26 protein-coding genes are annotated in these 24,218 nt (G+C 42.7%); 9 read left to right on the top strand and 17 right to left on the bottom strand.

Annotation, left to right across the window (positions count from 1 at the left end; all coding sequences use genetic code 11):
- Positions 1-156 precede the first annotated feature (156 nt).
- The 3 genes from EL242_RS01515 to EL242_RS01505 all read right to left on the bottom strand — a co-directional run bounded on the left by EL242_RS01515 (position 157) and on the right by EL242_RS01505 (position 3,115).
- Positions 157-1,074 carry a DMT family transporter gene (locus EL242_RS01515; RefSeq protein ID WP_126301238.1) on the bottom strand — a complete coding sequence of 306 codons (918 nt, stop codon included), beginning with the start codon at positions 1,072-1,074 and terminating at the stop codon, positions 157-159.
- Between the two features lie 135 nt (positions 1,075-1,209).
- A complete protein-coding gene (locus EL242_RS01510) occupies positions 1,210-1,869 on the bottom strand; it encodes an NAD(P)H-dependent oxidoreductase (RefSeq protein WP_126301237.1) in 660 nt (219 codons plus the stop codon).
- 184 nt (positions 1,870-2,053) lie between these two features.
- On the bottom strand, positions 2,054-3,115 hold the full coding sequence (locus EL242_RS01505; protein ID WP_126301236.1) for an NADH:flavin oxidoreductase/NADH oxidase: 1,062 nt from the start codon (positions 3,113-3,115) through the stop codon (positions 2,054-2,056).
- 90 nt (positions 3,116-3,205) lie between these two features.
- Between EL242_RS01505 and EL242_RS01500 the strand changes: the two genes are divergently transcribed.
- Positions 3,206-4,114, top strand: a complete 909-nt coding sequence (locus EL242_RS01500) for a LysR family transcriptional regulator (RefSeq protein ID WP_126301235.1) — start codon at positions 3,206-3,208, stop codon at positions 4,112-4,114.
- Between the two features lie 69 nt (positions 4,115-4,183).
- On the opposite strand, the gene EL242_RS01495 is transcribed toward EL242_RS01500, so the two are convergent.
- Entirely contained in the window at positions 4,184-4,735 is a 552-nt protein-coding gene (locus EL242_RS01495; protein WP_126301234.1) for an NADPH-dependent FMN reductase, read from the bottom strand.
- A gap of 191 nt (positions 4,736-4,926) precedes the next feature.
- On the opposite strand from EL242_RS01495, the gene EL242_RS01490 reads away from it, so the two are divergent.
- A complete protein-coding gene (locus EL242_RS01490) occupies positions 4,927-6,288 on the top strand; it encodes a patatin-like phospholipase family protein (RefSeq protein WP_021279662.1) in 1,362 nt (453 codons plus the stop codon).
- Between the two features lie 47 nt (positions 6,289-6,335).
- Here EL242_RS01490 and rraA read toward each other — a convergent pair whose 3' ends face one another.
- Both rraA and EL242_RS01480 read right to left on the bottom strand, forming a co-directional pair.
- The gene (gene rraA, locus EL242_RS01485) at positions 6,336-6,833 is read right to left on the bottom strand and encodes a ribonuclease E activity regulator RraA (protein ID WP_126301233.1); all 498 of its coding nucleotides are present in this window, start codon (positions 6,831-6,833) and stop codon (positions 6,336-6,338) included.
- Positions 6,834-6,930: 97 nt separating this feature from the next.
- Complete coding sequence (locus tag EL242_RS01480) at positions 6,931-7,833, bottom strand: mechanosensitive ion channel family protein (protein WP_126301232.1); 903 nt, start codon at positions 7,831-7,833, stop codon at positions 6,931-6,933.
- 107 nt (positions 7,834-7,940) lie between these two features.
- Here EL242_RS01480 and rluC point away from each other — a divergent pair, with 107 nt between their 5' ends.
- The 7 genes from rluC (at position 7,941) to EL242_RS01445 (ending at position 14,377) form a co-directional block, all read left to right on the top strand.
- Positions 7,941-8,903 carry a 23S rRNA pseudouridine(955/2504/2580) synthase RluC gene (rluC, locus tag EL242_RS01475; RefSeq protein WP_126301231.1) on the top strand — a complete coding sequence of 321 codons (963 nt, stop codon included), beginning with the start codon at positions 7,941-7,943 and terminating at the stop codon, positions 8,901-8,903.
- A gap of 107 nt (positions 8,904-9,010) precedes the next feature.
- Positions 9,011-9,874 (top strand): dihydropteroate synthase, encoded by an 864-nt coding sequence (gene folP / locus EL242_RS01470; protein ID WP_126301230.1) that lies wholly within the window; start codon positions 9,011-9,013, stop codon positions 9,872-9,874.
- Positions 9,874-10,224, top strand: coding sequence for an ArsC family reductase (locus tag EL242_RS01465; protein ID WP_126302688.1), 351 nt, complete (start codon positions 9,874-9,876; stop codon positions 10,222-10,224). The genes folP and EL242_RS01465 overlap by 1 nt, the downstream gene beginning before the upstream one ends.
- A gap of 179 nt (positions 10,225-10,403) precedes the next feature.
- The gene (dapE, locus tag EL242_RS01460) at positions 10,404-11,552 is read left to right on the top strand and encodes a succinyl-diaminopimelate desuccinylase (protein ID WP_126301229.1); all 1,149 of its coding nucleotides are present in this window, start codon (positions 10,404-10,406) and stop codon (positions 11,550-11,552) included.
- A 110-nt stretch (positions 11,553-11,662) separates the two neighbouring features.
- Positions 11,663-12,997 carry a cation:proton antiporter gene (locus EL242_RS01455; protein WP_126301228.1) on the top strand — a complete coding sequence of 445 codons (1,335 nt, stop codon included), beginning with the start codon at positions 11,663-11,665 and terminating at the stop codon, positions 12,995-12,997.
- A gap of 108 nt (positions 12,998-13,105) precedes the next feature.
- Positions 13,106-14,134 (top strand): YeeE/YedE family protein, encoded by a 1,029-nt coding sequence (locus tag EL242_RS01450; protein WP_126301227.1) that lies wholly within the window; start codon positions 13,106-13,108, stop codon positions 14,132-14,134.
- A gap of 21 nt (positions 14,135-14,155) precedes the next feature.
- Complete coding sequence (locus tag EL242_RS01445) at positions 14,156-14,377, top strand: sulfurtransferase TusA family protein (RefSeq protein WP_006248546.1); 222 nt, start codon at positions 14,156-14,158, stop codon at positions 14,375-14,377.
- Positions 14,378-14,439: 62 nt separating this feature from the next.
- Here the strand turns inward: EL242_RS01445 and EL242_RS01440 are convergent, their stop codons facing one another.
- From EL242_RS01440 to EL242_RS01390, 11 genes are all read right to left on the bottom strand, one after another.
- Positions 14,440-15,948, bottom strand: coding sequence for a catalase (locus EL242_RS01440; RefSeq protein WP_006248547.1), 1,509 nt, complete (start codon positions 15,946-15,948; stop codon positions 14,440-14,442).
- A gap of 478 nt (positions 15,949-16,426) precedes the next feature.
- A complete protein-coding gene (locus EL242_RS01435) occupies positions 16,427-17,269 on the bottom strand; it encodes a hypothetical protein (RefSeq protein ID WP_172595335.1) in 843 nt (280 codons plus the stop codon).
- A gap of 49 nt (positions 17,270-17,318) precedes the next feature.
- On the bottom strand, positions 17,319-17,435 hold the full coding sequence (locus EL242_RS11610) for a Com family DNA-binding transcriptional regulator (RefSeq protein ID WP_126301226.1): 117 nt from the start codon (positions 17,433-17,435) through the stop codon (positions 17,319-17,321).
- 134 nt (positions 17,436-17,569) lie between these two features.
- Positions 17,570-18,034 (bottom strand): enoyl-CoA hydratase, encoded by a 465-nt coding sequence (locus tag EL242_RS01425; RefSeq protein ID WP_126301225.1) that lies wholly within the window; start codon positions 18,032-18,034, stop codon positions 17,570-17,572.
- The gene (locus EL242_RS11540; RefSeq protein ID WP_232019679.1) at positions 18,027-18,635 is read right to left on the bottom strand and encodes a hypothetical protein; all 609 of its coding nucleotides are present in this window, start codon (positions 18,633-18,635) and stop codon (positions 18,027-18,029) included. Before EL242_RS11540 ends, EL242_RS01425 begins: the two co-directional genes overlap by 8 nt.
- Before the next feature lies 1 nt (position 18,636).
- Entirely contained in the window at positions 18,637-20,268 is a 1,632-nt protein-coding gene (locus EL242_RS11535; protein ID WP_232019678.1) for a tail fiber protein, read from the bottom strand.
- A gap of 15 nt (positions 20,269-20,283) precedes the next feature.
- Complete coding sequence (locus tag EL242_RS01410; RefSeq protein WP_126301224.1) at positions 20,284-20,868, bottom strand: YmfQ family protein; 585 nt, start codon at positions 20,866-20,868, stop codon at positions 20,284-20,286.
- Entirely contained in the window at positions 20,868-21,929 is a 1,062-nt protein-coding gene (locus EL242_RS01405) for a baseplate J/gp47 family protein (RefSeq protein ID WP_126301223.1), read from the bottom strand. The genes EL242_RS01410 and EL242_RS01405 overlap by 1 nt, the downstream gene beginning before the upstream one ends.
- 2 nt (positions 21,930-21,931) lie before the next feature.
- The gene (locus EL242_RS01400; RefSeq protein WP_126301222.1) at positions 21,932-22,282 is read right to left on the bottom strand and encodes a phage GP46 family protein; all 351 of its coding nucleotides are present in this window, start codon (positions 22,280-22,282) and stop codon (positions 21,932-21,934) included.
- A gap of 105 nt (positions 22,283-22,387) precedes the next feature.
- Positions 22,388-23,041 (bottom strand): phage baseplate assembly protein V, encoded by a 654-nt coding sequence (locus tag EL242_RS01395; protein WP_126301221.1) that lies wholly within the window; start codon positions 23,039-23,041, stop codon positions 22,388-22,390.
- A 2-nt stretch (positions 23,042-23,043) separates the two neighbouring features.
- Complete coding sequence (locus tag EL242_RS01390) at positions 23,044-24,216, bottom strand: phage baseplate assembly protein (RefSeq protein ID WP_126301220.1); 1,173 nt, start codon at positions 24,214-24,216, stop codon at positions 23,044-23,046.
- Positions 24,217-24,218 lie beyond the last annotated feature (2 nt).

The following is a 24,218-nucleotide window of genomic DNA, read 5'->3' as shown; positions in this document are numbered from 1 at the left end:
CATGCGAATATTATACTTTTTTAAAATCGGTGGAAGAATGATGATTGTTGGGAAGTTCGTTTTTATAAATGGAAAGATAAACAATAAAACCACTGCTTGGATTTAAAATGCAAGCGGTGGTTTTTGTTGGTTATTTTGCAAGAGGTGTCAGCTTGGCTACAGTAAGCGTATAAATGCGACGCCGGCTAAGAGTAAGGTAACGCCGATGATCTGCAGCGGTAGAATGGGTTTTTGTGTAATGCCGAACAGACCGAATTTATCTACCAGCAGGCTGCCGCAAATCAGGCCAGAGAGGACGAGCATCACCACCGAGCCTGTGCCGATTTGGGGGACGAGCCAAACGCCAGCGAGGATAAACAGGCTGCCCAGTATGCCGCCGCTCCATATCCAAAACGGTTTGCCTTCGGTTGGCTGGCAGAGTTTCGGCAGGCTTTTTTCATAAAACAGCACTACCAGTAATAAGCCGATGGCACCGACACCGAAGGAGACTGTTGCTGCGCCGAGTGATGAGCCGAGCTGTCTGCCGAGTTCGCCATTAACGGCGGCTTGGGTTGCTAATGCGGTTCCGCCCAATATGCCGACTGCGCGCCACAGCCATAAATTTGCGTTTTCTTTGCGTTTTATACCGGACAGATGGAGCAGTACTACGGCAATCCATACGCCGAATAAGACTAAACCAATGCCAAACAGGCGGCTGGCCGTGAAGGCTATGTAAGGCGAGTTAAGCCAAGCGAAAGTGTCGATCAGCACGCCCATCAGCACTTGGCCTAAAATCGGCATGACCGCAGTTTGTACGCCGCCGAGCTTGGGGAAGATCAGTACGTTTGCCGTTAGCCCCACCATGCCGAGTAATCCGCCCGTCCATGCCCATAAGGGGACGTTGCCTAAATTGTCGAGACTAAATGCTGGTGTTTGTTGCATGATGAGCGAGAGTCCGAGTAGAAACAGGAGGCCTACGCTGAAAGAGACAAACGAGGTTAAAAATGCCGCACCCACGTGCATACGCAAACGGGCGTTGATGGCTGATTGAAATGCAATCAGCACGCCGGCTAAAATACCGATAATAAATGTCATGACTAACTGGGTTGTGTTGCCGCCTCAAAATGAGTGGTGGTTGAAAAGAAATGCCGTCTGAATGCGGATTCAGACGGCCTTAAGGCTTGGTATCGGCGTTTACCTGATATTGAATAGCCGTTTTGCCTAGCCGGTTTATTCGATGAATTTCACCACGGTTTCGAAATCTTTACGTGCTTTTTGGCGGATTTCTTTATCACGGTAACCGAAGGTACACATCACCGATACGCCCCATTCGCTTGGGTCAAATAATCCTTCCGCTGCTAAAATATCGTTGACTTCTTGGTAAGCGAAACCTTCAATCGGACAAGAATCTACGCCAATCAAAGCTGCGCCTGTCATCATGTTGCCCAATGCGATATAGGTTTGTTTGCTTGCCCAGTCAAACAGACTGCGTTCGTTGTCTAAAATGCCGATATCTTTCTCTTGGAATTTTTTATACACGGCCATGGCTTTTTCACGTGCTTCGCCTTGCAAGCCTCGTCTGTCCATAATTTCAGAAAAATATTGGCTGTCGTAACGGGCATTTTTCTTCGCTAAAATCACCACGATATGGCTTGAGGTTTCCATAGTTGGAATGCCCCAGCAGTAAGGTTTGATTTTTTGCCGTAATTCAGGGTTTTGCAACACTAAAAACTGCCAAGGCTCTGAGCCTACCGAACTTGGACTTAAACGGCCGAGTTCCAGAATATAGTTGAAATCTTCAGCCGGAATTTTTCTGTTACCGTCGTAAGAACGGGTAGATGCACGGTAATGAAAGGCATTGATTACGTCTTCTTTGTTGAAAAATTGCATGGAACACTCCTAAAAATGCAAAACAGTCTTTTCAGACGGTCTGAAAAGTCTAGATGAAATACGAATAAGTATAAAAGATTTAAGTTATTTTTAATAATTGATAATTTTGATATTTAGGTATAAGTTGACGTGATGAGAAAAAACAGACCCTCTGAATGTTCAGACGGTCTTTAACGTTGGTTGTTTACATAAATCCGCGTTCATATTGCTTCGGTACAAACTGCATTTCACTGCTGTCTGCTGCATTTTGGTCATATTGCGCATTCAATACCCAGTACGGATCGCGCAATAAGGCTCTTCCCACAGCCACTAAATCCGCATCGCCCATACCTAAGATATGATCGCCTACCGCCGGATTATCCAACATGCCCACTGCAATTACCGGCTTACCTGTAGCGTGCTTCACTTGACGGGCAAAGTCCACTTGATAACCTGCGTAAAATTCGGGGTGATTGCCTGCATGCAACACACCGTCGCCACCACCGCTGATGTCTAAGACATCTGCGCCGGCATCGGCAAAACGTTTCGCTACCTGCAAACCATAATCCAAGCCAAAGCCGTTTTCACCGTATTCTTGTGCAGAAATGCGGACAATTAACGGCATTTCAGACGGCATCACTTCACGTGCTGCCTGAATCACTTGCTCGCCAAACAACATTTTGTCTTGGCCGTACTCATCACTGCGCTGATTGGATTTCGGCGAATAGAATTGGTGAATTAGATAACCGTGTGCGCCGTGGATTTCAATTGTATCAAAGCCTGCCTCAACGGCACGTTTGACCGAATCCTTAAAGGCTTGAACCAATGCTTTGACTTCGTCTGTCGTCAGCTCGCGAGGTGTAATCAGATTTTGTCCGGCATAATCCAACTCACCGTAGTGAATTGCACTTGGAGCCACTGCATCCGGCTCGTCTTGGGCTTTGCGTCCGGCATGGGCGATTTGCACACCGATTTTTGCCCCTTGAGCATGAACGCTGTCTACCAGTTTTTTGAATGCCTGTTGTTGTTCATCGTTCCATAAGCCTAAGCAGTTTGGCGTAATTCTGCCGTTTGGCGCCACATTGGTCATCTCCATAATAATCAAGCCTACACCACCTACCGCACGGCTGGTGTAATGCACGAAATGCCAATCGTTCGGCATGCCGTCGGTCGCTGAATATTGACACATTGGTGGCATGACCACACGGTTTTTCAATGCCAAGTTTTTAATGTTAAACGGAGTGAATAATTTTCTAAATTTCGCCATGTTGCGTTCCTTAATGAAATAGATTAGGCGGAATAATAATTCAGTGCTATTATCTGTTCAAATTGATTATTGTGATAGTTAGGTATAATAATGAGTGATATAAGAACTCTGGATTTCAATTTGCTCAAAGCCTTTGTGGTACTGCTGGACGAATGCAATGTTAGCCGAGCAGCACAACGATTATCCATTACTCAACCGGCGATGAGCGGTATTTTAAACCGCTTGCGGGAGAGTTTTAACGATCCGCTGTTCGTACGGGTACAACACGGTATGCAGCCCACTGACCGCGCGTTGCAACTGGGGCAGACCGCACGCAACATTCTGCAAGATATCCGCTCCATGCTGCAACCGCCCATATTGGAGCCGGAACATTTGAATATGACTTTGCGTATTGCAGCGATGGATTATGTACAACAAATCATTGCCTTGCCGCTGATTCTGCGTTTAAGACGGCTTGCCCCGAATGTAAAAGTCGCCTTGCTGCCAGTGCAGGGGCAAAATATCAAAACCTTATTTGAGCAAAACAAGATTGATCTTGCTTTAGTCAGCCAACAACATTTAAGCGCTGACATCATCAAAACCGTGTTATATGAGGAACGTTATGTGTGTGCGATGAGTAAAACGCACCCGATGGTCGCCAAGCCGCTCTCACCCCAACAATTCAGCCAATTGCCGTTTGCAATGCTTTCTTACAATGGCGGAGAATTCAGCGGTGCCACAGATCTGGCATTACAAAAGATTGGGCTACAGCGCAAGGTGATGGTATCTGTAAATCATATTTCACTGCTGCCCCAGCTATTGCAAGGCTCCGACTTAGTTGCAGTATTACCCGAACGCTTGGCAAAAACACTACCCAATGTCTATTTACAACTTCCGCCCATAGAGGTAGAAGGCTTCACCATGATGATGGCTTGGCACGAAAGAACCGAACAAGATACGGCACATCGGTGGTTAAGGGAGGTACTGCAGGGTGTGGTAAAACCTAAACAGGCTCTTTAATTATTCTTTCTTTTGCTACGAAAAAAGCCGTTTATATTTTTAGATAAACGGCTTTTTTGCATTCTAATATTAGTATTTTTCTACAAACTGAGCATAGGCATTAATGAAGTTTTGCATTGCACTTTTTAATGTCTCAGAGGCAATTTCACCCTGTTCATCAAATACGCCTGTAAATAAGTTTCCTACGTTTAATGCGAAAGGTAAGGTTGGCATATTTACAAATGAGCCTGAAGTAATAGTACGTACTTGATCAGCGGCACGTACACCGCCTGCCGGGCTTGCGCCAACGGTTACGATACCTGCCGGTTTGCCAATCCATTTGCTTTGCCCCATTGGGCGAGAAACCACGTCAATCGCATTTTTTAGCATTGCAGAAAAGCTTGCATTATGCTCAGGAGTGACTAATAACACGCCATCTGCCACAGCAACCGCTTCACGCACTCGGGTGTATTGTGCCGGGCTGTTTTCATCTAAATCACGGTCGTAAAGTGGTAAGTCTGCAATATCCACAATGTTTAATTGAATGCTTGCAGGTGCCATTTTTTGTAAGTGACGAACAGTCAAGTGACTAAATGAAGTTTTGCTGCCGCTACCAATTAATATTGCAATTTGTTTTGCCATTTTATAATTCCTTAGTACATAGAGAATGTAGGTATTTTATCCCTTTCAATCTGTTTCATAAAGCGCTTATGATGAAAAGCACTATTTACTTATATTAAATAATTTTGCAAATTTTAGGCCAAATTTGACCGCTTTTATCTTTAGCTAAAAAGGTTATAATTTGTAGAAATAGATCTTAATTTAGGGTTTTTATGCTTTTTCTAAACAAAATAAAACAGCTTTTCATCTTCGCCTTTACGCTAGTGTTATCTGCTTGCAGTTTGGTTGTTTATAAGCCAGTTGAAACAATTAAACAGGTAAATGTTGAAAGAGGTTATCGACAAAAAAATGTGATCGCTGAAAGTGCAAAAGACGGTAATATTGTTGTTATCATGTTTTCAGGTGGTGGAACAAGAGCGGCGGCGCTTGGTTATGGAGTGTTGGAAGAGTTTAAAAAGGTAAGGGTGAAAGAAACAAATAAAGGTAATACTTTATTAGAGAATATAGATATTGCCTTTGGCGTATCAGGTGGATCGATATTAGCCACTTATTTTGCGTTGGAAGGAAAGGATATCATTCCTAAATTTGCTGACCGTTTTTTAAAAGCGAACTTTCAAAAAGATATTATTACAGAGGTGTTTTCGTTATCCAATCTTCCTCGTTTAAGTTCTCCTCAATATGGGCGTGGTGATTTATTGCAAGAACGCTTAAATTTTGCCCTTTATCATGGTAAAAAGTTTGGTGATTTAGTGAAAAATCGTAAAGGACCTTTTGCTGTGATTAGCGCAACAGACATGAATATTGGTCAAAAACTGACCTTTACGCAAGAAACCTTTGATGGGCTTTGTTTAAATTTGAATGATTTAGAAATTTCCCGTGCTGTTGCTGCTTCTAGTTCTGTTCCTCTGATTTTTGCGCCGCTTACACTGAATAACAATGGTGGAAATTGCCATTTTAGTATGCCACAAGAATTTAGTGCTAGAGAAAAAGCAATTGATGGACTAATTACAAAAAATATTGAAGAAACGAATCATATACTCAGCCTTTATCAAGATAGTAAAGAACGCCCCTTTATCCATTTAGTTGATGGTGGATTAACAGATAATTTAGGGCTTGCCAGTGTGCTGGAAATATCTGATGTTATGGGTATTGAAGAGATGTACCAGTATATTCATCAGCTTGGGGTGAAAAATATTGTAGTGATTAATGTAAATGCACAAAATGAAGTCTCTAGCGAGATCGATAAGACCGCAAATGTGCCGGGTGTGGCTGATGTAGTGAATACAATAGTTAATGTGCCAATTGATAGAACGACACAAATTAATTTACAGCGTTATCGCCAGTTTACGGATGGTTGGAATGAATATGCAAATAAACAGCCATCGAAGATCGAAATGCATTTTGTTAGTTTAGGTTTAAAAGAATTGCCTGATGGTGATTTAAAAAGAGATGTGCTAAATATTGCAACCTCATTTTATCTGCCGGAAGACGATGTAGATAAATTACGTGAAGCTGCTCGGGTTTTATTACAGCAATCTCAAGAATATAATGCGGCATTAAAAATATTGCAGTAGTAAAAAACCGACCAAGCGGTCGGTTTTTGGTATTTTTTTGCAAATATTTATTCGCTGATGTCGTTTAAATCCAGCAACTCTTGCGAAAGAATAATGCCGGTTAAATCAGCGTAAATGTAATCTTCAGGGAAGAAGGTTACGCCACCGAAATTGACCGGTGTGTCCACTTCTCCAATATCGGTGTTATCTGCTCCCACTGGAATTGGCGCTAAAGCATGAATACCGATATCTAATCTTTCCAAAATATCTAATTGGCGAACCGCACCATAAACGATGATACCTTCCCAGCCGTTATCTACAGCAAGTTGAGCCAGCTCTGCGTCAATTAAGGCACGACGAACTGCACCGCCACCATCGACTAACAGCACTCGCCCTTCACCCTCTTCTTCCAAAACCTCAGCAATTAAACCGTTGCTTTCAAAGCATTTAACCGTGGTAATCTTCCCAAAGAAGGAAGAAGCACCGCCAAAGCTTGAGAAAATTGGTTCAACCACATCAACTTGGTCAGAATAAAGATCGCAAAGTGCAGAGGTATCAATACGCATAATATGCTCCTGTTCGTAGATTATTTAGCTAAAGTATAAACCTTCGCCCAAAATTTGCAAAATTTTATCAAAAAAAGACCGCTTACAGGCTTTTTTCTTATGCTTTATTCTCTAGTGAACCGCTTTTAATATGCAATTCCATTTGGTTGTAAGGAATAGATATACCTGCTTCACCAAAGGCTAATTTTACTTGTTCGATAATTTCCCAATATGCTGCCCAGTAATTTGGCGTCTGAACCCAAGGGCGAACAACAAGTTGAACACTATGCGGTGCTAAAGCGCCGACTGCTACTACAGGTGCCGGATCTTTTAATACATAAGTATTGGCGTCTAAAATGCGTTGGATAATCTCTTTCGCCTCTTTTAAGTTAGATTCATAAGAAATATCAAAGGTGAAATCAATACGGCGTGTCGGGTTGTTAGAGTAGTTGATGATGCTGTCAGAAAACACTTTGCCGTTTGGTAATAACACGGTTTTGTTATCGCCGGTGCGAAGTTCCAACACTAAAAGCCCCATTTGTTCAACCACGCCGGTCATTCCGCCGGTTTCGATTAAATCCCCTTTGCGAAATGGCTTGAAGATTAACAACATCACGCCGGCAGCAAAGTTTTGTAATGAGTTTTGTAATGATAAACCGATGGCTAAACCGGCAGCACCGATTAATGCAACCAGCGAGCTGGTGTTAATGCCGATTTGTGAAAGCGAGGCAATCACCACAATTAACAGCAGTAAAAAATAGCTGATTGAGACAATAAAACTTTGCAGCATTTCATCTTTGGTTGATTTTAATGCCGCTTTGCCTAATAACGCACTTATTACACGGGCAAGAAATTTACCGATTACAAAAATTGCAATCGCAAGTAGAATTTTTGTACCGTAAGGGATAACCCACTCGTTTAATACGGAATTAAAATCCATTGTGCTGACTTTGTTAATTACTTTTTCGGTTTCAGCAACCACGTCAATGTTTGGAGCTGTTTCGGTGACTTTTTCAGTCATATTGTTTCCTTAAAATAAAAATGAAAATAAGCCTAGCGAATTTGCCTCACTCGCTAAGCGGTTTTGTGCTAGAATTTAGAGCAATATTTTCTCTAAAAGACAAGATAATGACAACAGAAAAAATAATTAGTGCCGGTGTTCAATTTTTTACGATCAGTGAAGACGAAGCCGGACAGCGTTTAGATAATTTTTTATTGGCAAAGCTCAAAGGCGTGCCGAAAAGTTTGATTTACCGCATTGTGCGAAAAGGCGAGGTGCGAGTAAACAAAGGGCGAATCAAGCCTGAATATAAACTTCAAGCCGATGATGTGGTGCGTGTGCCGCCGGTGCGTGTAGCGGAAAAAAATGAAGCCCCAATTTCGACTAAATTAAACAAAGTGGCGGAGCTGGAAAGCCAAATTCTGTATGAAGATGATGCAATGCTGGTGATTAATAAACCATCAGGCATTGCAGTACACGGTGGCAGCGGTTTAAGTTTTGGTGTGATTGAAGCCTTGCGTGCGTTACGCCCACAGGCTCGCTTCTTGGAATTGGTACACCGTATCGACCGTGATACATCGGGTATTTTGCTGGTAGCGAAAAAGCGCTCGGCATTACGTTCCTTGCACGAACAACTACGTGAAAAAGTGGTGCAAAAAGATTATCTTGCCCTTGTGCGAGGGCAATGGCAGGCTCACACCAAAGTGATTAAAGCCCCATTACTGAAAAACGAACTTGCCAGCGGTGAACGAATTGTGCGAGTGAGCGAAGAAGGTAAACCTTCCGAAACTCGATTTAGCATTGAGGAACGTTATGCCAATGCCACTTTGGTAAAAGCCTCGCCGATTACCGGCAGAACCCACCAAATCCGTGTGCATACCCAATATGCAGGACACCCGATTGCCTTAGATGATAAATACGGCGACAGCGATTTCGACAGTAAAATGAAAGAAGCCGGTTTACATCGCTTATTTCTACACGCCTATTCTATTCGTTTTGAACACCCCAAAACCGGCGAAGAAATGGTCATTACGGCACCTTTGGATAAAACCTTAAAAGGGGTGTTGGCAAAATTAAGGGCTAATTACTAAATAACGTAATGAGAGAGTAAGATAGCGCAAGCGTCCACGCTTGTGCTGTAACAAACATAGAGTGGTACAAGCGTGGACGCTTGCACCAGCTAAATATAAGCAAAAATATGAAAATCCATTTCAAAAATTTTCAAAAAAATGACCGCTTGTTAGATTTAACCACGCCGCAAATTATGGGAATTTTAAACTTCACGCCGGATTCATTTTCCGATTCGGGCAAGTTTTTTTCTCTCGATAAAGCTCTGTTCCAAGCAGAAAAAATGTTAGCTGACGGGGCAAGCATTATTGATATTGGCGGTGAATCTACCCGCCCGAATGCGGCGATTGTAACGCTAGAACAGGAATTGGAGCGTGTTGTGCCGGTGGTGGAGGCGATCCGCAGCCGTTTTGATTGCTTGATTTCGGTGGATAGTTCTAAAGCGGAAGTATTCAAAGCATCTGCAAAAGCAGGTATGGATATGATTAACGATATTCGAGCCTTAACTGAGCCAAATGCGTTAGTAACGGCAGTAGAATTGGGCTTGCCGGTTTGTTTAATGCATATGCAGGGCAATCCGCAAACAATGCAACAAAATCCACACTATGATGATGTATTGGAAGAGGTGGCGGATTTCCTAAATCAACGGATTTTCGAGTGCATCACCGCAGGCATTCCCAAAGAGCATATTATATTAGACCCCGGTTTTGGCTTTGGTAAAAGCGTGAAGCACAATTACCAATTATTGAAACATCTTAAAGCCTTTGTGGATTCAGGTTTTCCTGTGCTTGCAGGGCTTTCCCGTAAATCAATGATTGGGGCGGTGTTAGATAAACCGGTAGAACAAAGGCTGATTGGCTCTGTGGCAGGAGCGTTATTAGCTGCCCAAAACGGGGCGAAAATTTTACGGGTGCACGATGTGGCAGAAACCGCTGATGCGTTAAAAATCTGGCAGGCAATGCTGGAATCTGATTCTGATAATGAGGAAAAATGATGAAAACCTTAGTTTATGGCATTAAAAATTGCGACACAGTAAAAAAAGCCTTGAAATGGCTCGAAGATCATAATCAAAACCCACAACTGCACGATTACCGTGTGGACGGCTTAAATGCTGATTGGTTAGTAGAAATGGAGGCGAAATTCGGTTGGGAAAACTTAGTGAATAAACGTAGTACCACTTGGCGAAACCTTGATGAGTCAGTTAAAAACAGCCTAAACCGTGAGTCGGCATTAAAAGTGCTAACCGAACAGCCAACTCTGATTAAACGCCCGATTGTAATTAAAGATAATATTGCTTTGATTGGCTTTAATGAGAAAGAGTATGTGGCTGCCTTTAATCTTTAATTAACCTGAGAGCTGCTCCACTCTTTAGAAGGGAGATTTGATAACGATACTCAAATTTCGTATGAGCGTATGGACATTCTGCCAAATCTCCCATAACCCCTCTTTGCTAAAGAGGGAGACTAGATAGAGCGTAAAATTAACATTGTAAAAAATTCATCGAAAGTAACCGCTTGTAACCTATGAAAAATGAAATTATCTCCCTTGCTCAGAACCTAATCCGCCGTGATTCGATTAGTCCGGCAGACAAAGGCTGTCAGCAAGAAATTGCACAACGTCTTGAAAAACTGGGCTTTAATATTGAATGGTTGCCGTTTGGCGACACCTTGAATTTATGGGCAACGCACGGCTCGGAGAATGGTAAAGCAGAGCCTTGCATTGTGTTTGCCGGACATACTGATGTGGTGCCGGTAGGCGATGAAAGCCAATGGGCTTATCCACCGTTTTCGGCTGAAATTGTAGATGGAATGCTTTACGGGCGAGGAGCAGCAGATATGAAAGGTTCGCTTGCCGCACTAGTTGTGGCGGCAGAAACTTTCGTGCAACATCACCCAAACCACAAAGGAAAAGTGGCATTATTGATTACCTCCGATGAAGAGGCAGCAGCCAAAGACGGTACGGTAAAAGTGGTTGAAACCTTAATGGCTCGCAATGAAGCGGTGCATTATGCGGTGGTGGGTGAGCCCTCTAGTAGCAAAGTGTTTGGCGATGTGATCAAAAACGGCAGACGTGGTTCAATTACGGCAAATCTCTATATCGAGGGCGTTCAAGGCCACGTTGCTTATCCGCATTTGGCGGAAAATCCGGTGCATACGTCACTGGGCTTTTTAACCGAGCTGACCACTTACCAGTGGGATAACGGTAACGAATTTTTCCCGCCTACCAGTTTGCAAATTGCCAATATCAAAGCCGGCACAGGTAGTAATAATGTGATTCCGGGCGAGCTTTATGTGCAGTTTAACTTGCGTTATTGCACTGAAGTGACCGATGAAATCATTAAAGCAAAAGTGGCGGAAATGCTCGAAAAACAGGGGCTAAAATACCGAATTAGTTGGAATTTATCGGGCAAACCGTTCCTTGCCGGCAATGGGAAGTTGGTAGAAGCTGCATTACAAGCGGTCGAAAATGTGGCAAAAATTACGCCTCGCTTAGACACCGGCGGCGGTACTTCAGACGGGCGTTTTATTGCGTTAATGGGCGCTGAAGTCGTGGAGTTTGGGCCACTTAACACAACCATTCATAAGGTTAATGAGTGTGTGAGTGTGGATGATTTGGCACATTGTGGCGAAATTTATTATCAAATTTTAGAAAAATTATTGGCAACCGCATAACCCTAAATAGGCAGAATGTTATCAAATTGTATTCTGCCTATTTTTTATGTAGCTATTCTGTTAAACAGCGTTTACACTAGCAGCAGTTTTTATATTTATAGGAAAATGTTATGCAACTCTACTCGTATATCTGCCTGCTGTTTGGGCTTGCGATGTTTATTTCGTTTTTTACCCGAAAATTAAACGAAAATATTCAAACCACCATAGCTATTACAGCCTCTGCCCTTATAGGCTCCCTTCTTATTCTTACCTTCGGTTCTCTTGGCTGGTTTCACGTTGATAAACTTGCCATTTCCATTTTTGAACAGCTCGATTTTAAAAGTTTCCTACTAAACGGAATGCTTGGTTTCTTACTGTTTGCCGGTTCACTTGGAATTAAACTACCGTTAATGAAAGAACAACGCCGAGAAATTGCAGTTTATGCTTTACTTTCTACCTTAATTTCCACTTTCTTAATCGGTGCTTTGATTTATGGCGTGGCAAAACTATGTGGTTTGGAGATCGGTTTTGTTTATTGCTTGTTGTTCGGCTCATTGATTTCGCCAACCGACCCGATTGCCGTATTGGCAATTATCAAAAGCTTGAAAGCTCCAAAACGCCTTTCAATGCACGTTGAGGGGGAATCGTTGTTTAATGATGGTATCGGCTTAGTAATTTTTACCACTATCTTTGCGGTGGCTTTTGGCGGACAGGCTCCAACACTCAGTGGCATTACCGGGCTGTTCTTACAAGAAGCAGTAGGCGGTATTGTTTTTGGCTTATTAACCGGTTTTGTGGCACATAAATTTATTTCTGCAACCGATGACGGAAGCCTTGAGATCTTAATCACCTTAACCATTCCAACCGTTGGCTTTGTGATTGCGAACTACTTACACGTTTCTGGTGCATTAACAATGGTCGTTGCCGGTATTATGATTGGCAACTGGACTCGCCGTTCCGGTTTCTCCGAACAGAGCCAAAAATATCTTGATCACTTCTGGGAGATGATCGACCATTCATTAAACTACCTGTTATTCCTGCTTATCGGTTTAAGCACACTGTTAGTTGATTTCACCTTTATTGGTGGGGTGTTAATGTTGGCAGCAATTCCAATTTGTTTGCTTGCACGCTACATCAGTCTGTGGATTCCATACCAAGTGTTAAAACGCTTCCGCACTTATAATCCTTACACCTTACGCATTATGACTTGGGGAGGATTACGCGGTGGATTAGCCCTTGCGATGGCACTTTCCATACCGGCAGGTGCTGCGGTGGTATCGAGTTCAGAAGGCAATCTTGATGTGCGTGATTTGATTTTGTTAATGACTTATGCGGTAGTCACTTTCTCGATTTTAGTACAAGGTTCAACGGTTGAACCGATGATAAAAAAATCCAAGTTGGTAGATCCAAGAAAAGTGGCACTCAATAAATTAGGTGCACCTGATGATGTAATTCCGCATATTTAATAGCATTGATATAACTGAATAACATATCATTTTGCTAAAGATTATTAGCCATCTAGACGGCTTTATATTTAAATACCTCTCACGTTAATTTGTTGAGAGGTATTTTTTATGTTATTCACAGGATTATTATGTGGCTTTCTACTCGGGTTTGTGATGCAAAGAGGGCGTTTTTGTATTACCGGAGCATTTCGTGATCTCTATGTAACAAAGAATAGCCGTATGTTTGTGGCACTTTTAATTGCAATTACGGTGCAATTGATCGGGATTTGGCTTTTGTATGAAGCCGGCTCTTTTAGTTCTCCGGCGGAAGATTTGCCTTTGCTTGCAGTGATCATTGGGGCATTTCTGTTTGGTATCGGTATTATTTATGCGGGCGGTTGTGCTACAGGCACTTGGTATCGTGCCGGTGAGGGTTTAATCGGCAGTTGGGTTGCACTGATTATTTATGGGCTGTTTTCCGCTTCTATGCGAACCGGTGTGTTAGCACCACTTAATCAAGAGCTAAAAAGCAATGTAATTCAACACCGCACGATTTATGAAACATTTGGTATTTCCCCTTGGGTGTTAGTGTTTACTCTGAGTGTAATTACATTCGCATTAACCTTCTATCATTTAAGAAAACCGAGAGGTAAAACCATCGCGTTAAAACCACGCAAAACCGGCTTAGCTCATATTCTGTTTGAAAAACGTTGGCACCCGTTTGTGACGGCAGTGTTGGTAGGCTTAATTGCACTGCTTGCTTGGCCTCTTAGCAGTGCTGCCGGTAGAAACTTCGGCTTAGGAATTACTACGCCAAGTGCAAATTTGGTTCAATATTTTGTAACCGGTGAAGCTAAATTTATTAACTGGGCAGTATTTTTGGTGTTAGGGATTTTGATCGGCTCGTTTGTGGCTGCAAAGTTCTCGAATGAATTCCGTTTCAGAGTGCCAGATGCGACCACAATGTTACGCAGTGCAGGCGGCGGTGCATTAATGGGAATCGGTGCAAGCCTTGCCGGTGGTTGTTCAATCGGGAACGGATTAGTTGAAACAGCTTTCTTCTCTTGGCAAGGCTGGCTCTCATTACCAATGATGATTCTCGGTACATTTGTTGGAGCGTATTTTACGATTATCCGCCCACAGCGTTTAAAAGGTTAATTTTTTTAAGGAGTAATAAAGATGAACGTACGTTTACCTGCCTCAGGGCTTGTCTGCCCGTTTCCATTAGTCGAAGCCAAAGCGGCGATGGCAAAATTGAATAAAGGCGATAGCTTAACGATTGAATTTGACTGCACTCAAGCAACCGAAGCCATACCAAATTGGGCGGAAGAGGAAGGCTATGAAGTTACCGATTACCAACAACTTGGCGATGCCTTGTGGGAAATTACGGTGGTTAAATAATTAGCAGTAAAAAAGCTCTACTTTCGTAGAGCTTTTGCTTTGAGTTTTGTATTCACTAAGGATTAGAGTAAACCCGGTTGACCTAATGCTGGGTCTGTTGCTCTTGCAGCAATAGCATCTTCAACCGTCATACCTAATGCTTTTGCCACACCTTCACCGTATGCCGGATCACAGGCATAGCAGTTACGAATATGACGGTATTTAATGAAGTCTAATGCATCGCCCATACCTGCAGCAGTATTATTGAATAATGCTTGTTTTTGTTCATCATTCATCATATTGAACAATACACGTGGTTGGCTGAAGTAGTCAGCATCATCTTCACGATAGTTCCAGTGGGCTGCATCACCATTAATTTTCAGTGGCGGCTCTGCATATTGAGCTTGTTCTTGCCATTTGCCGAAGCTGTTTGGTTCGTAGTGAATAGTGCTGCCGTAGTTACCGTCCACACGACCTTGACCGTCACGAGCGTTGCTATGAACCGGGCAACGTGGTGCATTTACAGGAATTTGGTGGTGGTTCACACCTAAGCGGTAGCGTTGAGCGTCCGCATAGTTGAATAAACGAGCTTGTAACATACGGTCCGGAGACACGCTGATACCCGGCACTAAGTTGCTTGGTGCGAACGCAGATTGTTCAACATCAGCAAAGAAGTTTTCAGGGTTACGATTTAATTCAAACTCACCCACTTCAATTAATGGGTAGTCTGATTTTGGCCATACTTTGGTTAAGTCAAACGGGTGGTATGGTACTTTATCTGCATCAGTTTCAGGCATAATTTGAACAAACATTTTCCATTTCGGGAAATCGCCACGCTCAATCGCTTCGTATAAATCACGTTGGTGACTTTCACGATCGTTAGCGATAATAGCAGCTGCCTCTTCGTTAGTTAAGTTTTTAATGCCTTGTTGTGTATGGAAATGGAATTTCACCCAGAAACGCTCATTAGCTGCATTGATGAAGCTATAAGTATGTGAGCCATAACCGTGCATATGACGATATGAAGCCGGAATACCACGTTCACTCATTACGATAGTCACTTGGTGAAATGCTTCTGGTAATAATGTCCAGAAATCCCAGTTGTTAGTTGCAGAACGCATATTCGTGCGAGGGTCACGTTTAACCGCTTTGTTTAAATCCGGGAATTTACGTGGGTCACGTAAGAAGAACACAGGGGTGTTGTTACCCACCATATCCCAGTTACCTTCTTCAGTATAGAATTTTAAGGCGAAACCACGAATATCACGCTCAGCATCTGCCGCACCACGTTCACCTGCAACGGTAGTAAAACGAGCAAACATTTCAGTTTTTTTACCGACTTGGCTGAAAATTGCCGCACGAGTGTATTTAGTGATGTCGTTAGTTACAGTGAAAGTACCGAACGCACCAGAACCTTTAGCGTGCATACGACGCTCAGGAATGACTTCACGCACGAAGTTTGCTAATTTTTCATTTAACCATAAATCTTGCGCTAATAATGGACCACGTGGACCCGCTGTTAAGCTGTTTTGGTTATCAACAACAGGCGCACCGTTGTTCATTGTCAAATGTGTAACAGGACATTTAGACATAATAGAATCCTCATAAATTAGAAATAAGATAGGTAATTAATCCGAAGAGGATTATAGGTGTTGTAGATTTTTTCTCAATCTATCAATTTGATAATTTATGGCTATTAAATATTAATATTTAATAGTTGATTTTAATTGTCAGGTATTCTGAGAAAGATGATAAGCGGTTATTTTTCCACTATTTTTTGCAGTAATGTAGGTGTAAAAACTAACGGCCGAGAAGTAGATTTCAACAAAGAATAGATAATAAAAAAGTACATATCTAAGAAATATGTACTTTTTATGATTTTATTTGCCTAAGTTATCAAAGAATTTCTTCACACCATCAAAGAAACCTTCGTGTTTCTATAAGCAGCCGAATTATTTTGCATAGAATTACACTCAATTTTGCATAGATAAAAGTTAAAAACTATGCAAAATAAATCGCAAAAAATAAAATTCACGCCCTTTAAACCATCATTAAAGGGCGTTTAAATTTTTAGAACTTAAAAACCATATTATCCTCATATTTACCGTTATAACTTGCCGAGGCATTAACCACTATCCTTTCCGCTCCCTCAAATGCTTGCCAGTTTTCTTTTTTGCTCTCTACCATATAGTGAATAAAGCGAATAAACTCGCTTTTGGTTGAGCTAAAGAAGATATAAGGCGGTTTGGTAAGGTCTATTAATCGCAAGAAATCAATTAAATCAAAGTAATTTGCCTGCTTATAACTCTCCTGTCTTGTGCAAAGATAAGGTGGATCAAGTAGTAGTAAAACATTAGGTTTATTCTGATACTTAGGCAGAAGCGTATGGAAACTCTCCTGAATAACCACCAAACCATTTAAATATCCCTCTGCCTCAGGATAGTTTGATTGACGAATACAGTGCCAAAAATCCAACTGAAAAAGTGCGTCTAAACTACTGACTTGATTACCACTAAAAAGTAGCCAAGAACTGAGGCAGTTTAGGTCAATAAAACCTTCAAATTCATTGATTTTATTAATAATTTCTGCCTTTATTTCTTTGTTTATACGCTTATTTTTTGGTATAATTCCATCGACAATTTGGTATATTTCTTGGCGAAGTTGATTTATCTCTTTGATGTGTTTTAGCCTTTCGGCGTAACCGTCAAAATCATTATAAATTACTTGTGCCAATGGCTTTTCACGTTTTGCAGTATGTGCAAGTAATCCGCTGCCTCCAAACACATCTATAATCGTCCACCCCTCGCCATCTCCCTCAATGTTATCATATAAGATTTGCGTGAATTGGGTTAAAAACATCCGCTTTTGACCAATAAACGGCAACGGAGCTTGTTTAAAAATTTGTTTTGCCATAGTTTTTCTCCTATGGCGTTCCGGCGTTCAAGACGCTCCGACACTCAACTTAATTAAATTGATTAATTGATTTGCAGCGTACACACTTAATTTCTAAATTCTGTACGTTTTTTGCTTTTGCCAATAATTTATTACAGCATTGGCATCTTAATTCTTTTAGTTGCATTGTGTTTATATCCAGTGTATTGATATAATGCTATCGCCTTGCAAGGTGATAGCAGCCGTCCAATGCAAGCTGGATTTGCGTTGAGCCGATAAAGTAAGTGTTGCTACCACTTGCTTTATCGCTATCTTTTGGTGCTAACCTCCTTTGAGCATAGCAGCCAACTGATTCGGACTGAATCGCCAGCCCTCATCGCTATTTTTGATTAGATTAAAGCACCACTCCGAACAAAAGTACTTATCCCGTTTTTGTTTAATCCCCAACACAATCCCAAACACGCCTCGCCAGTCATAAGGTTTGCCTTTTGTGCTGGCGAAATAGGCCTTAATTTGTTGCTCGTGTACGTTTGGCAGCTCAATTAAATCCCATTTGCCATCATCAAGGTTAATCACAGTTTGCCTTACTCCACCGTCACGAGGGCTGGAGCTGTAGCACTCATACCACACCTCTCTGTGATAGTGGTCTTTAATCTCGCTCTTTTGTACTACTATTTCGCAATGCGAATATTTGCCTTTAGTGACTTTGCGAATCAGCCAGTCGGTAAAGCGGTCGTACAAATTACCGCCTGAGCCTCTGTAGAGGGCTAGATAAACTTTATTCATTTTGACCTCCTTGCGGTAACTGATACACCGGCTTAATCGCCTGTATTTGCTCTAAATTCTCCGCCGCATTAAGGCGGTCTTCGTATGCTTGTCTTTGCCCTGCCACAATCGCTGCCACCGTTTGATACGCCATCGCTTTTTCGTAGGCTTTTTGGCGTAATGTATCAATCGGCACACCTCGCATTTGAGCAATTAACGCAAGGGTTGGGGTTTGGGTAGTTGGGTCTGCCACCCACGCTTTTGCCTCTTTGGCTTGCTCTAGCCAAGTGTCACGCTCAAATGAGGGTGTTTCGTTATATTTGGCTAAATCATTGATAAAGTCCTGTGCCTTGCGGTTAATTTCTTCCAGTTTTGCAGATTTTTCGGCTGATATGACCGCTTGTTGTTGGGCTTTCGGTAAGACCCAATTTTTGCCGCTCCATACGTGATAATGGCTTGGAGCGATGCCCTTATCAATAATTTTGCCGTTAATCAGTATCGGATTTGTAAGAATCTCGGCATTTTCGACCGCTTGTTCACCTCGTTCGGCGAGGTCTTCAAGGTTTGGTTCAAAATCCGAATTGGCTATAAAATTGCCACTTTTATCAAAAATGTAATACATATTATTTAACTCCAATTACCATATAATTTGCTTTACCATTAATAATGGTGTGTATTGCTCCGTTGCCTGAAATACCGTCATTAACAACTGTCTGACAGGTTACAACTCTACCATTGAGCTCGCAGATATTTCGGTAATGTTTGCCTTTAAAAGATTCGTTCCAATCCCAGGTTGCACCATTTGGGTTAGAGTTGTTGGTAGAGATGATAAATTTACATTGAGACTCATTAAATCCTGATGGTAAAGGTAATGTGCCACCGTGATTAATGACGCCTTGTAAGACCACAATATTTTGTACATTAACCCCCAACCAATTACGCACCGCAGCCGGGCTATCACAATATCGTGTGAAGTTGTCAGTGCCATTATTAACTCTGAAAGCGATCGCCCCAACCATACGGCTTTCGTTTTGGTATGTACTTCTTAGCAATCGGGCAAATATGTCGCCTGCTACATCTCGCTTAACGTAGGTATTAGCATCACCAAGAATACTACCATCGCTATCTAGTAATACTATGCCGCTTTTTTTAGGCATTAATACCCGATTAACTACAGCACCGTTATTGTTAGCTTGCACAATCGCTGCAAAGTGAGCTGCCGATTGCGGTGCTGACTCCCATTTGACTAACCAGTTGGCAGTGTTGTAGGTATGTAATGCCGAATATTCGCCGTTTTTAACGGATAATGTGCCTGTCATCGTGTCACCGGATTTGCTCACACGACCGTTGACATCATCCATTAATGCAATAGTGCCACTTTTTGCCGGCAAATATTGCTCAAACCCTCGGCTGTCAGAGTTAGTCCAAAATTTCCACCGGCGGTCCGGTAGAGCCTCAAATCGTGATTGCCAATTACCACTTGTACCGCTACGCTCAACCTCAAGTCCGGCATATCCGGCATTTGAGGCTTGCACACTGATATATCCTGTTGTGCTACTTATTTTGTATCCAGCTACCGTAAATGGATTACCACGTATATCAGCAAAATCCGCACCATCAATACGCCTCCATTGCGCTGCCGAGTTATTGCCAGCAAAACTTGCCTGCACCCAAACGCCATTATTACTGCCGGCGTGAGAGTGAGGGATATAGAGCATGGCTCTAGCGCCGGCAGCACTCATCGCTAAACCTACACCGTAGCTATAAATACCACTCAAACCAGTTGTACCGGCTGCCCGACCCGATGTACCAAATACAGTATTTTGCCCAAGCAGATTGTTGAGGTTTTGATTTTGGTTATTAGTGTCAACTTTATAAGCGGCATCGGCTAAGTCATAGGCAGCCTTAACCGCATAACTCGTTGCCACCGTATCCGCACTATTGCTGTTTACCGCATTTGATTTTTTGCTGTTGGGGATGTAGTTGTCAAAATTACGAGTATTAGACTGCACCTTAAGATTAATATTATTGCAATATGCCTTAATTGCTTCTGCAACTTGGTTTTGTCGTTGCCCATCTGGTTGCAAATTGCCAAGCAGTAATACATTGCGTAGCTCCTCATATACATCTTGCATACGGTCTTGCACGCCATTGAGCCACTCTGCTGTTACAATTGTGCCAAGCGTGCCGGTGTTAGGGTTGCCATCAATAAAACGGCCGTTATTTGAGTTAATATTAGCTAATTTATTTTTCATTTTTTGGTCTCGGTATTATTTATAGGCAAAATAACAATAGGTATGAGCCGGTTTTAAATCCTTAAAAAACTCCTCCAAAATCCGGTCGCCAAAATCAGTTAAGCGATCACCTGCCATAGATTGCCCGGCACGAAATCGGGTGATATTGTCATCAGCATTTTTAACATCGACTCGCCACATATAGCCCAACACCTCCGGAGGAGAATTTTGAATCGGTATATCACCGGCGTTGGGTAAATCATTGGCTAAATGAGAGAACTCCTTAATCTCAATTTTGTAACCAATAGACTCGGCAAGTTGGATAAAATAAGGGATAGACAAGCCACCCACGGCATTAAGCTGGATAATTACTCGCTTAACTCTGTCGCTATAGGATTTGCTTAAATCGGTTGCAATCCCACATACACGCTCCCAATCGGCTAACATTGTGCGAGAAGTGGAAGGCTCAATTGCTGCTAACATTTGCTCGGCACTAGCCTGCAAACGGTCAAAACAGCGACCATCTACCTCGCATTGCACGATAAATTGCTCGCCGTTAATATCATAAGAGACCGGAGGATAGAGCTTTTTTAAAATCTCGGCGTGATATAACTCCGGCATTATCTCATCTCCTCAACACTTACCGTACCAAGCCTAAACCATTCTACATTTTGCGATAAATCTGCTTGTAAATTAGTAAGAGGCGAGGTGATTTTGCGGTCAACCACTCCAATCAAATCACTCACAATCGCCTCACATTGGGAGACAATCACACTATCAGCCGGGGCTAATTGGTTAAAATAATCCCCTAGAGCGGTTTTAATTTCTGCCGTTATCGCACTTAAACTCACGCCACTTAGCTTAACTTGGATGTTAAAATTAATCCGTCTGGCGGTTGGCTTAATGACTTTTGCCTCTTTGGCGGTAACAGGGCGGACTTCATCAATATAGGCTTGCACCTTATTGACTGTCTCATCACTCGGTAAATCATTATTACTGGTAATCACAATATCAACTGTGCCTAAACCACGGCGGAGTGGGTAAACAAAAGCAGCCTCAACACCGTCAACGTCTAAAGCCCACTCTTTGTAGTCGTAGCGATTGCCTCCGGCAGGTGGTCTGCGAATACGATTAAGCAAACGCTCAAGTAGAGAGCTATCACTCTCCGCATCAGTACCGCCGACAATTTCACGCAATATACAGGCAGTTTTTACGCCTACCGGTGCTGCGGTAAAATTAGCCGGTGTAGAGGCAATAATATTTTGATTTGCCCCCATACTAAGCGACCGGACTCTTAAAACAACGGACGAATCACGAATCGTCCCAGCCTCAATCACCTCATAAAAACGCCCATCAGCTGTCACAACTTGTTTGCCCACCTCAATATGGGAGCCTGCATTACCAAACACCTCAAGCCCCAAGCCACTCGCATAGGTTGCATTACGGCGTTTAATCCCTCGCAACCCTGCGTGTTTTTCCAGATACTCGCTGTCTGCGGTATCCGGGAAAAATTGCTTAATTGCCCATTTTTGATGAGCGTAAACGCCCTCAGCCACCGCAGCTAAGCTACTGGCACGAGCGTAATAATCTGAGTCCACCGCAATATCGGCGGTAGGCTCAAGTGAGACAACATCTCGCAAGATATTGTCTCTAATCTCATCTAAAGTCGGGGTAATAAACATTTTTAAATCACTTTTACGCTATGTTTAAATTGATAGGTTTTGCCACGATTATCCGTGACTTGGATATTAAGATTTAACGAGCCATCTTTCGGCTGCTCGTGTGTGACCACAATACTTTTCGCCCGTCCGTCATCAATAATCGGCTGCAATGCTTCTTCGGCGTACTGTTGAGCTAATAGCCCCACACGGCTTAAATCTTTCTCACGCTGAATAAGATGGAGCAAAGAACCTACACGCCCATCTGCCCACCACGAGCCTTTAGGGGTTGTTAATCGGATATACACAGCATTTTGCAGTGTATCTATTTTTTCACTTGTATAGTCCCGAGTGAGCGGGCTGATTTCTCTGTCCATATTGCTATGGTAGAGCAGTTAAAGATAGGAGTAACGGGGAGAGACTTCCACAAACAACAAGCGGTTAGATTCTGCAAAAATTTTGCAAAAAATAACCGCTTGAAATTAAGCATTGGGTCTGCCTCGTCCATCACCTTGATGAGTATGGTTTTTAAGGGATACTGTACCGGCAGTTACATCTCCACCCGTTTTAAAGCTACCGTTAGTTTGGTTTACGTCACCACTAAAGCTTGCTCCTTTTCCACCTTGCACAGCCATACCACCATTGCCACTAATTTGTCCTTGCGAAACAAACTGCTGGTCGGTCTCTAGTTTTGGGGTTTTAAAATTCGCTCCACTGCTTGCTGTTACACTATACTGCTTGCACTTAACGTTAAAGCTATCGCACTCAATATCAATTACTCGTCCATTTTTTAAAATAATGGTTGAGCCGCTCGAATCATAAATGGCAGTCTCGCCATTTTTTAGATTTTTAACCCGAAATGAGCCATTTTCAGTTGCCACAATAATGCCGTGCGTAGTTTTACCGCCTAACGGAATCACTACCGCTTGTGTGCCGGCAGGTGGCACAGAGGTAAAGCCAAAGTGCTGCATTAACTCTAAGTCTTGGATAGTCTCATCAGCCAAACCGGAAACTTGTACCTGCTGAATATCGCTCCCACTTTTAACTAAATTTAATACCCCCCTAAAAGCAGCACGCACGCTATCTTGCACACCTTTTGCCACCTCTTTTGTCTGTTTTGCCAGTTTTCGCATCATACTTATTGCCCCAACTCCCAAGAGCCTACATACTCCACCGGCTCTTTTTTCTTACGTCCTTTTTTACCTTTTTTCGTTTTGGCTTTCGAGGCTTTATCGCCTTTCTTACCTTTCCGTTTGCGAGCCTCTTCGGCTTTGGCTTGATAAGCGTCCGGTGTCCACACACCATCTAGTTTTAACCGTAGCTCGGTAGTTGTGCCTCCCGTGCGAGAAAGCCTAAAACGCCGCCCCATTAGAAAGAAAATACCGTCTAAATCATACTCCTCGCACACAACGTGAACACGTTGCCCTGCTTGCCACAGTGTGCCGTCTTGGGTTTTATGGTCGGGTACAATAATTGTGAGGCTAAACGACTCCAACTGCCAATCTGACACCTGCTTTTTCGCCTGTTTCATCAAGGCTTCAAGGTTCTCCACATCGCCCAGCACAATGGTTTTCGGCTTATAAAGCTCCATCTCCTCATTTTTGTAAACCCACTTAAAATCGTGCTTGGCATTATCTGAGTCTTTACCGTGCTTTTGAGCTAAAAAAGTCACCTCTGAATAACTTTGCGATACATCATAAGAAAGCGTGGCGTCCACAAAGTTATTTTTGCGGGTATCGCCTGACTCTTTAACACAATACAGCGTGGCAACAGGCGGTTGAGCATAATCTGCACCGCCCACAATCAACACGCCTTTAGGGTCAAACCAACAATGCAAACCGGCGGAGTTGGCACACCGCATAATCGCCTCCCACGCTGATTCGCCCACATCAATATCCACCTTGCTTAAAGTCGGGTTTTTCTCGGCTTTAAGTTGCACCTCTTTTATGCCGAGTGGATTCACAATTTTTTTAACCGCATCAAGCAACGACAACCCTTGCACATTGGTAATCGGAGCAGAGCAATCTACCAAAATAGAGGCTTTATCACGTCCATTAAGGCTAAAGCCCCGCCCGCTTTTGCTAATAGCGTGATGTGTGGTATCCACAATACCGGTTAAAACCGTTTCGCCATTAATTTTAACTACCGCCGTTTTACCCGAATAATTGGGTAATACCTCTAAGTTGCTGGATTTCCCCAACTCAAAATTAAAGCTATCGGCAGGGATTAAAAAATCACTGTCAATATCATAACTTTTCCAGTTTTTATGCTGTGAGCCGTCAATTTCCACTACGATTTCATTTTCAAACATTG

The sequence above is a fragment of the Mannheimia haemolytica genome, from assembly GCA_900638155.1.
In the GTDB taxonomy this organism is placed as follows: domain Bacteria; phylum Pseudomonadota; class Gammaproteobacteria; order Enterobacterales; family Pasteurellaceae; genus Mannheimia; species Mannheimia glucosida.
This window is presented reverse-complemented; position numbering and strand designations above follow the sequence as displayed.

Coding starts and splice junctions, on each gene's coding strand:
- EL242_RS01515 (WP_126301238.1), bottom strand. CDS start 1,074: ATGACATTTATTATCGGTATTTTAGCCGGCGTGCTGATTGCATTTCAA.
- EL242_RS01510 (WP_126301237.1), bottom strand. CDS start 1,869: ATGCAATTTTTCAACAAAGAAGACGTAATCAATGCCTTTCATTACCGT.
- EL242_RS01505 (WP_126301236.1), bottom strand. CDS start 3,115: ATGGCGAAATTTAGAAAATTATTCACTCCGTTTAACATTAAAAACTTG.
- EL242_RS01500 (WP_126301235.1), top strand. CDS start 3,206: ATGAGTGATATAAGAACTCTGGATTTCAATTTGCTCAAAGCCTTTGTG.
- EL242_RS01495 (WP_126301234.1), bottom strand. CDS start 4,735: ATGGCAAAACAAATTGCAATATTAATTGGTAGCGGCAGCAAAACTTCA.
- EL242_RS01490 (WP_021279662.1), top strand. CDS start 4,927: ATGCTTTTTCTAAACAAAATAAAACAGCTTTTCATCTTCGCCTTTACG.
- rraA (WP_126301233.1), bottom strand. CDS start 6,833: ATGCGTATTGATACCTCTGCACTTTGCGATCTTTATTCTGACCAAGTT.
- EL242_RS01480 (WP_126301232.1), bottom strand. CDS start 7,833: ATGACTGAAAAAGTCACCGAAACAGCTCCAAACATTGACGTGGTTGCT.
- rluC (WP_126301231.1), top strand. CDS start 7,941: ATGACAACAGAAAAAATAATTAGTGCCGGTGTTCAATTTTTTACGATC.
- folP (WP_126301230.1), top strand. CDS start 9,011: ATGAAAATCCATTTCAAAAATTTTCAAAAAAATGACCGCTTGTTAGAT.
- EL242_RS01465 (WP_126302688.1), top strand. CDS start 9,874: ATGAAAACCTTAGTTTATGGCATTAAAAATTGCGACACAGTAAAAAAA.
- dapE (WP_126301229.1), top strand. CDS start 10,404: ATGAAAAATGAAATTATCTCCCTTGCTCAGAACCTAATCCGCCGTGAT.
- EL242_RS01455 (WP_126301228.1), top strand. CDS start 11,663: ATGCAACTCTACTCGTATATCTGCCTGCTGTTTGGGCTTGCGATGTTT.
- EL242_RS01450 (WP_126301227.1), top strand. CDS start 13,106: ATGTTATTCACAGGATTATTATGTGGCTTTCTACTCGGGTTTGTGATG.
- EL242_RS01445 (WP_006248546.1), top strand. CDS start 14,156: ATGAACGTACGTTTACCTGCCTCAGGGCTTGTCTGCCCGTTTCCATTA.
- EL242_RS01440 (WP_006248547.1), bottom strand. CDS start 15,948: ATGTCTAAATGTCCTGTTACACATTTGACAATGAACAACGGTGCGCCT.
- EL242_RS01435 (WP_172595335.1), bottom strand. CDS start 17,269: ATGGCAAAACAAATTTTTAAACAAGCTCCGTTGCCGTTTATTGGTCAA.
- EL242_RS11610 (WP_126301226.1), bottom strand. CDS start 17,435: ATGCAACTAAAAGAATTAAGATGCCAATGCTGTAATAAATTATTGGCA.
- EL242_RS01425 (WP_126301225.1), bottom strand. CDS start 18,034: ATGAATAAAGTTTATCTAGCCCTCTACAGAGGCTCAGGCGGTAATTTG.
- EL242_RS11540 (WP_232019679.1), bottom strand. CDS start 18,635: ATGTATTACATTTTTGATAAAAGTGGCAATTTTATAGCCAATTCGGAT.
- EL242_RS11535 (WP_232019678.1), bottom strand. CDS start 20,268: ATGAAAAATAAATTAGCTAATATTAACTCAAATAACGGCCGTTTTATT.
- EL242_RS01410 (WP_126301224.1), bottom strand. CDS start 20,868: ATGCCGGAGTTATATCACGCCGAGATTTTAAAAAAGCTCTATCCTCCG.
- EL242_RS01405 (WP_126301223.1), bottom strand. CDS start 21,929: ATGTTTATTACCCCGACTTTAGATGAGATTAGAGACAATATCTTGCGA.
- EL242_RS01400 (WP_126301222.1), bottom strand. CDS start 22,282: ATGGACAGAGAAATCAGCCCGCTCACTCGGGACTATACAAGTGAAAAA.
- EL242_RS01395 (WP_126301221.1), bottom strand. CDS start 23,041: ATGATGCGAAAACTGGCAAAACAGACAAAAGAGGTGGCAAAAGGTGTG.
- EL242_RS01390 (WP_126301220.1), bottom strand. CDS start 24,216: ATGTTTGAAAATGAAATCGTAGTGGAAATTGACGGCTCACAGCATAAA.